Origin of the sequence: Chryseobacterium sp. CCNWLW53 (assembly GCF_037083525.1) — a bacterium.
Taxonomy (GTDB): domain Bacteria; phylum Bacteroidota; class Bacteroidia; order Flavobacteriales; family Weeksellaceae; genus Chryseobacterium; species Chryseobacterium lathyri.
This window is the reverse complement of record NZ_JBAOJR010000003.1, coordinates 848,028-854,170: the sequence shown is the minus strand read 5'-3', so window position 1 is coordinate 854,170 and position 6,143 is coordinate 848,028. Positions and strand designations below refer to the sequence as shown.

Here is a 6,143-nt window from a genome sequence, read left to right as displayed (position 1 = left end):
ATATCAATATTGTAAAAATCATTCGAGTGGGTAATGCAGAGAATCATTGGCCGGATTTTATTAAAAAAGGAAACTTAGTGGTAAGTTTCCTTTGAAAGATTGTATAATACGATTATTTCTTTAAAGTATTAGTCTAATGGTACTGTTGGGGCATCATCATCTCCGTCAGATGGATACTTCATTGTATGCATCAGATCATCTTGAGGTGAAGTCACCGTATCAACTGACGGTTTTGTGATCACATCTCTTTCAGGAATAGTAATCTCACCACCTCCTTTCACTGTTTCCGGATCTTTAAGCTGCTTTTCTAAAAACGAAGCAAAAAACGGCTTCTTTTGTGAATTCTTGTCTTTCATAATAATTTAGTTTTGGTTAAAATATGTTTTAAATTTTTCTAGAGAAATTTAAACAACATCATCACCACCGTCAGAAGGATATTTCATCGTAACCAAAAGATCCTTGCTTGGAAATGTCACGTGATCAAAAACCTGTGCTGTTACATTCAACTGAAGGTGCCGTAACGATATCGTTATCAGTGTTGTTAATAATTCCGCCTCCCTGGATGGTATCCGGATCTTTGATCTGCTTTTCCAGGAATGAAGCAAAAAAAGCTTCTTTTTTAAATTCTCGTCTTTTATGGTAATTGAGTTAGATTATAGAGCATCCAGTTCTCCACTCTCATCACTGTCGGAAGGGTATTTCAGTGTCACTACCTGATCTTTTAACTGCGATGTTGCATTATCTAAGAACGGTGAAGTCGTTATAGTGTCTCTCGTTGGTACAGTAAGTACATCAGTAGTAGGTGTTGTAATTCCACCTCCTTGAATAGCTTCAGGATCCTGAATTTGTTTCTCTAAAAACGAAGCAAAGAATGGCTTTTTTGAGTTTTTCTTTTCCATAAGTTATTATATTTAGTTTTATGCAAACTAAAATACAAAAAATTTCAATACACGGGGATATATTGCTTTATTTTAAGAAAATTTTAACTAAATCAGCAAAAAGAAAGAATTAAATTAATTTAAACCCAAAAAATCTTTAACAACTTTCGCGAAATCAACTGGATTTTCAGCCTGAACCCAATGTCCGGCGTTTTTTACCGTAACAATTGTCGCTTTTGGAAACTGCTGTTTGATTCCGTATTCATCCTGAGGAAGGATATAATTTGATTTTTCGCCTGCAATAAATAAAGAATCGCCTTCAAAAACCCCAAATTTTATCGCATTAGAAACAAATTCGTTATATTTTTCAGATAAGGTTTTAAGATTGAATCTCCAGTTCAGCTTTTTATTGTCGTCCCAGTACAGATTTTTTGCCAGAAACTGGATCGTAGACTTTTCAGGAATGTATTGGCTTAATATGGCTTCTACATCACCACGTGAGCCTGCTGTATTGAAATCTACCGTTTCAAGGGCTTTAATAATCCCCTGATGATGCGGAGGATAGGCTTTTGGGGAAATATCCACTACAATCAGCTTTTCTACTCTTTCAGGGTATTTTAAAGCAAACTGCATCACGGCTTTCCCCCCTAAGGAATGACCCAAAACATGGGCTTTCTGAATACCGTAATGATCCATATAACGGACAATATCGTCTGCCAGATCGTCATGTGACATACTTTCGGAATGAAAGCTTCTCCCGTGATTTCTAAGATCGATCAGGTGTACGGGAAGATATTCTCCTAGGTCCTTTCCAAAACTTCCCCAGTTGTCGAGCATTCCAAACAGTCCGTGAAATACAAGAAGTGGCGTAACCGTAAGGTTCTCACCGAATATTTTTGAATTAAGTATATTATTATCCATTATGTATTAGTCTAAAAATGATGAAAAAAATTCTCCAACTGCCTGAAAGATATCCCCAATATCCAGCCAGGATAAATCGATTTCTGTGTCGGAAAGCTCAGGAATAACGAAATTGAATCCTCCTGAAGAAATTCCCTCCAGCATGGCCTGCTTCATTTCGGCATAATCGCAGATTTCTCCCGAAACTTTATGATATGAATCAAAATCCTCATGCGAGGAAAAAACAGCCATTCCCCAACAGGAATAATCAATTGCAGCGCTTATATTACTCCATGAAGTTTTTTGATTGGCTTTTTTTATTTCCTCAGGTTTATAAAATTTCTTCTTACCGTAATCATCTACAAGGATGCTTCCTAGATCTTTAATATATTTTTTCCTGTCTTCAGGTAAAGGGGTACAAAACTCGCTCATCTTATTAATCAATTACCATTTTGCCAGTCTCTTCAAATAAGCCTGAACGGTGTTTTCAAGTCCCATATAAAGGGCTTCGGAAACCAAGGCATGCCCGATTGAAACTTCAAGAAGATTTGGAATCTGGTCCGCAAAGTATTTTAAATTTTCCAGGCTCAGATCATGCCCTGCATTGATTCCCAAACCGAATTCTGTAGCAGCAACCGCTGTATCATAATAAGGTTTTATAGCCTGTTCTTTGTTCGTCAGATAGTTTTTCGCGTAAGCTTCAGTGTAGAGCTCAATTCTGTCAGCTCCTGTTTTTGCAGCGTGCTCTACCAATTCCGGTAAAGGATCAAGAAAAACAGAGGTACGGATTCCTGCTTTTTTAAATTCTGTAATAATCTCGGTCAGAAAGTCCAGATGTTTTTTAGTGTCCCAACCTGCATTGGATGTAATGGCATCATCTGCATCAGGAACCAGGGTTACTTGTTCAGGCTTTACTTCCAGAACCATATCAATAAAAGAGCGGTGCGGATTTCCTTCAATATTGAATTCAGTGGTAACCAGCGGTTTCAGATCATATACGTCTTTTCTTGTAATGTGCCTCTCATCAGGTCTCGGGTGAATGGTAATCCCCTGGCCTCCAAATTCCTGGATTTTTATTGCTGCCTCTGTTACGCTTGGTGTATCACCTCCTCTGGCATTTCTTAATGTTGCAATTTTATTAATGTTTACACTTAGTTTTGTCATTTCTTTATTTAGATGTTATTTTTAAGAGATTAGAAATTAGCTTTTGGAATTACTTCTCTAGTTAGATAAAAGTAACGGTCAAATTATATTAATCTCTAGTTTCTGACTTCTTTATTTATGCCTTAATGCTTATTTGCATCACCTGAAGATCAAATTCTTTGGAAGCCACCAGGAGATGGTCGAAAATATCAGCCTGGATCTGCTCAAAATGTTCCCATTTAGAATCATTTGCAAAACAATACACTTCAAGGGGAAGTCCCTGTGGTGTAATATCTAGCTGACGGACCATTTTAGCTCCTTTTTGATCTATATCCGGATCATTCTCTATATATTTTTGGGCATAATACCTGAAAACCCCGATATTGGTAAGCTGCCTTCCGTTAATGGTCTTATCATTATGCTTCAGGTCCTGTTTTTCTTTTTCTATCTCCAGTGTTTTCTCTTGAAGGTAATCTGAGATCAGGTTGATTTCTTTTAAACGTTCAATATCTTCTTCATTCAAAAATTTAAAAGAATTGATATTAAAGTAAATAGATTTTTTGATCCTTCTCGTATTGGATTCGGACATGACCTGAAGGTTTCTGATCTCTGTCGTCAAAAGGTCATAGGTAGGAATTGTAGAAACTGTTTTATCAAAATTCATGACTTTCGTTGTCAGAAGGCTGATATCTATAATATTTCCTTCCATACTGTATTTGGGAATGCTTACCCAGTCCCCTACCTTAAGATTTTTGGAAGTAGCAACATGTATCCCAGTTACAAAACCTAAAATGGTATCTCTGAAAACCAGTACCAATACAGCTGTAATAGCTCCTAAACTCCCGACAATAGTGGTTCCTTTAATTCCAAATATGACGCATATTCCCAATACGGAAAATATGAAGATTCCTAAGATCTTTACGGTTTCTGAAATAGCATTCAGCGCCATGATCTTATAAAAGTCCTGCTTTATGGTAAAATAATTTCTAAAACCCGTTAATGACCTGTAAAGCATTCCGGCAAGAATAAGTACAAGCCCCAAGTTGATAGATCTGTTAATAAAAATATTTGTTTTAGGGAGTGCCGTTGCAGGAAATATAGAAGGATGTATTCCTGCGACCACCAAAAGAGCGGCAAAATGAGCCACAGAATTGGAAATCTTAGACTGATAAATTGACCGGATGATCGGATATTTTTCGTCATTCCGGAAAAACCTGAAAATAAAATTGATCGCAAATTTAAAAACAAAATCTACTACTAAAAATACAGCACACAAAAGTGCCAGCTTGATAATAATATGAACAACCCAATCCATCCCGCCGGGTGTTACCTGGCTGATATAGATGTATAGCTGCTCACTTATTTCCTGCAAAAAATTCTTAGTGTCTTGTATTTCGTCTTTCATTACGGCAAATTTATAAAATTAAGAATGATGATCTTACTATTGACAATCAATTTTCATCCCAAATATTAAAAAGGCTTCTGCGAATTTTCTTTTTTCCTATCTTGCATTGATAATTTAAAAGAATGGATACCACCTTAATTAATATTCTCTGTCTTATTTTATTGGTTCTCGGGATGCTGGGAACTTTCCTGCCTGTACTTCCGGGGCTTTTGCTAAGCATCTGCGGGCTTTTAATTTATAAATTCGGGACAGATGCAGATTTGCCGATGATTTATATTTGGGCATTTGGGATCCTCACAGCAATTTCTGTAGTTTTAAGCTATGTAATTCCGGCAAAAACCAACAGGAAATATGGTGGAACGCGTTGGGGAAGTATCGGATCAGTTATTGGGACCATCGTAGGAATTTTCATTCCTATTCCTTTAGGGTTTCTGATCGGAATGTTTGCCGGGGTATTTATCGGGGAACTTCTTCATGACAGTAAGGATATGAATAAGGCCTTACAATCTACTAAAGGTGCGTTTATCGGCTTCATTTACGGAACTGGTTTTAGTCTTGTGGTAGGTGTGGCAATGTTTTTGGTAGTAGTTTTAGATATGCTTGATATTATTTAAAAAAAATAAAATATGTTCCATAAAGCCATCATACTCAGTCTGGGACTGCTCACTTTAGCAGGATGCAATGCCCAAAAGAAAACAAAAGCCCCGGGATCAACCGTCGGAACACCCTCTCCTATGAATGAAACCAAAAATTCAGCACAAAAAGGAGGCGTCATTTATTTTAATCAGGGAGAAAATAAATTCCTTAAAGAATACGAAATGAATGTGACCTTCAAAGGTATTTCTGAAGACAGCCGCTGTCCTGAAGGAGTTGCATGTATTTGGGCAGGAGTTGCCGTAGCACAGGTAGAAGTTATGGGAACTTACTCCCGCCCTATGGTTTTAACCCTTGCCACCATGGATAACACGGGGCGAAACTACCACAAGTCTGCAGAATTCAATGGATATACCATTTCACTGGAAGAAGTAATTCCTTCCCGGAAATCTGAAGCCGGGGGAAAAGATCTGGATGGAAAATACAGAATCGGAATCAAAATTACAAAAGCTGACGAGAAATCAAATTCTACCAAGAAATAGGTTTCTTCCCTTTTGAGACCAGATATTCATTGATCTTTGAGAAGGGCTTGCTTCCATAAAAACCTCTATGTACAGAAAACGGTGACGGATGCGCCGATTTTAGAATAAAATGCTTAGCCGGATCTATGAGTTCGGCTTTTTTTTGTGCAAAAGCCCCCCAAAGAACAAATACTACATTCTCTTTTTTATCTGAAATTTCTTTAATAATAAAATCTGTAAATTTTTCCCAGCCTAAATCTTTGTGAGAGTTAGGTGAATGGGCACGAACTGTTAAAGTAGCATTGAGTAATAATACGCCCTGCTTTCCCCAGTCATCCAATTCTTTGGAGGTTCTTTCAATTCCCAGGTCGTCTTTTAATTCTGTAAAGATATTTTTAAGTGAAGGCGGTGCCGCTACCTGCTCTGAAACGGAAAAACACAAACCATTGGCCTGATAGTCATTATGATAAGGATCCTGCCCCAGGATCACCACCTCAACATCTTCAAAAGGAGTAATTTCCAGTGCTCTGAATATCTGTTTTTTAGGTGGAAATACTTTCGTTGTTGCGTATTCCTGCTTTACTTTTTCCCAAAGGTTGGTAAAATATTCTGTTTTCTTTATCGGGGCTAAAACTTCTGTCCAGGTCATGGGATTGGTATGATAATTTGTAAATGTATTAATGTGATATAATTCTTCCTTTA

10 protein-coding genes are annotated in these 6,143 nt (G+C 37.3%); 2 read left to right on the top strand and 8 right to left on the bottom strand.

Going from position 1 to position 6,143, the window contains the following annotated elements:
- Positions 1-128: 128 nt before the first annotated feature.
- The 7 genes from V6R96_RS13075 to V6R96_RS13045 form a co-directional block, all read right to left on the bottom strand.
- The gene (locus V6R96_RS13075) at positions 129-356 is read right to left on the bottom strand and encodes a microviridin/marinostatin family tricyclic proteinase inhibitor (RefSeq protein ID WP_111960784.1); all 228 of its coding nucleotides are present in this window, start codon (positions 354-356) and stop codon (positions 129-131) included.
- Between the two features lie 124 nt (positions 357-480).
- On the bottom strand, positions 481-582 hold the full coding sequence (locus tag V6R96_RS13070; protein ID WP_336380197.1) for a hypothetical protein: 102 nt from the start codon (positions 580-582) through the stop codon (positions 481-483).
- A 71-nt stretch (positions 583-653) separates the two neighbouring features.
- Positions 654-899, bottom strand: a complete 246-nt coding sequence (locus tag V6R96_RS13065; RefSeq protein WP_111960782.1) for a microviridin/marinostatin family tricyclic proteinase inhibitor — start codon at positions 897-899, stop codon at positions 654-656.
- A 114-nt stretch (positions 900-1,013) separates the two neighbouring features.
- Positions 1,014-1,799, bottom strand: coding sequence for an alpha/beta fold hydrolase (locus V6R96_RS13060; RefSeq protein ID WP_336378704.1), 786 nt, complete (start codon positions 1,797-1,799; stop codon positions 1,014-1,016).
- 6 nt (positions 1,800-1,805) lie between these two features.
- A complete protein-coding gene (locus tag V6R96_RS13055; RefSeq protein ID WP_336378705.1) occupies positions 1,806-2,210 on the bottom strand; it encodes a hypothetical protein in 405 nt (134 codons plus the stop codon).
- Positions 2,211-2,222: 12 nt separating this feature from the next.
- Positions 2,223-2,942: a pyridoxine 5'-phosphate synthase gene (locus V6R96_RS13050; protein WP_111960776.1), complete on the bottom strand. Its 720-nt coding sequence runs from the start codon at positions 2,940-2,942 to the stop codon at positions 2,223-2,225.
- A gap of 115 nt (positions 2,943-3,057) precedes the next feature.
- Positions 3,058-4,326: a mechanosensitive ion channel domain-containing protein gene (locus V6R96_RS13045; RefSeq protein ID WP_336378706.1), complete on the bottom strand. Its 1,269-nt coding sequence runs from the start codon at positions 4,324-4,326 to the stop codon at positions 3,058-3,060.
- Between the two features lie 122 nt (positions 4,327-4,448).
- On the opposite strand from V6R96_RS13045, the gene V6R96_RS13040 reads away from it, so the two are divergent.
- Both V6R96_RS13040 and V6R96_RS13035 read left to right on the top strand, forming a co-directional pair.
- Positions 4,449-4,940, top strand: coding sequence for a DUF456 domain-containing protein (locus tag V6R96_RS13040; RefSeq protein ID WP_111960772.1), 492 nt, complete (start codon positions 4,449-4,451; stop codon positions 4,938-4,940).
- A gap of 12 nt (positions 4,941-4,952) precedes the next feature.
- Complete coding sequence (locus tag V6R96_RS13035; protein WP_336378707.1) at positions 4,953-5,462, top strand: hypothetical protein; 510 nt, start codon at positions 4,953-4,955, stop codon at positions 5,460-5,462.
- On the opposite strand, the gene V6R96_RS13030 is transcribed toward V6R96_RS13035, so the two are convergent.
- Positions 5,449-6,090 carry a uracil-DNA glycosylase gene (locus tag V6R96_RS13030; RefSeq protein WP_223559872.1) on the bottom strand — a complete coding sequence of 214 codons (642 nt, stop codon included), beginning with the start codon at positions 6,088-6,090 and terminating at the stop codon, positions 5,449-5,451. The genes V6R96_RS13035 and V6R96_RS13030 overlap by 14 nt on opposite strands.
- Between the last annotated feature and the right edge of the window lie 53 nt (positions 6,091-6,143).

Coding starts and splice junctions, on each gene's coding strand:
- V6R96_RS13075 (WP_111960784.1), bottom strand. CDS start 356: ATGAAAGACAAGAATTCACAAAAGAAGCCGTTTTTTGCTTCGTTTTTA.
- V6R96_RS13065 (WP_111960782.1), bottom strand. CDS start 899: ATGGAAAAGAAAAACTCAAAAAAGCCATTCTTTGCTTCGTTTTTAGAG.
- V6R96_RS13060 (WP_336378704.1), bottom strand. CDS start 1,799: ATGGATAATAATATACTTAATTCAAAAATATTCGGTGAGAACCTTACG.
- V6R96_RS13055 (WP_336378705.1), bottom strand. CDS start 2,210: ATGAGCGAGTTTTGTACCCCTTTACCTGAAGACAGGAAAAAATATATT.
- V6R96_RS13050 (WP_111960776.1), bottom strand. CDS start 2,942: ATGACAAAACTAAGTGTAAACATTAATAAAATTGCAACATTAAGAAAT.
- V6R96_RS13045 (WP_336378706.1), bottom strand. CDS start 4,326: ATGAAAGACGAAATACAAGACACTAAGAATTTTTTGCAGGAAATAAGT.
- V6R96_RS13040 (WP_111960772.1), top strand. CDS start 4,449: ATGGATACCACCTTAATTAATATTCTCTGTCTTATTTTATTGGTTCTC.
- V6R96_RS13035 (WP_336378707.1), top strand. CDS start 4,953: ATGTTCCATAAAGCCATCATACTCAGTCTGGGACTGCTCACTTTAGCA.
- V6R96_RS13030 (WP_223559872.1), bottom strand. CDS start 6,090: ATGACCTGGACAGAAGTTTTAGCCCCGATAAAGAAAACAGAATATTTT.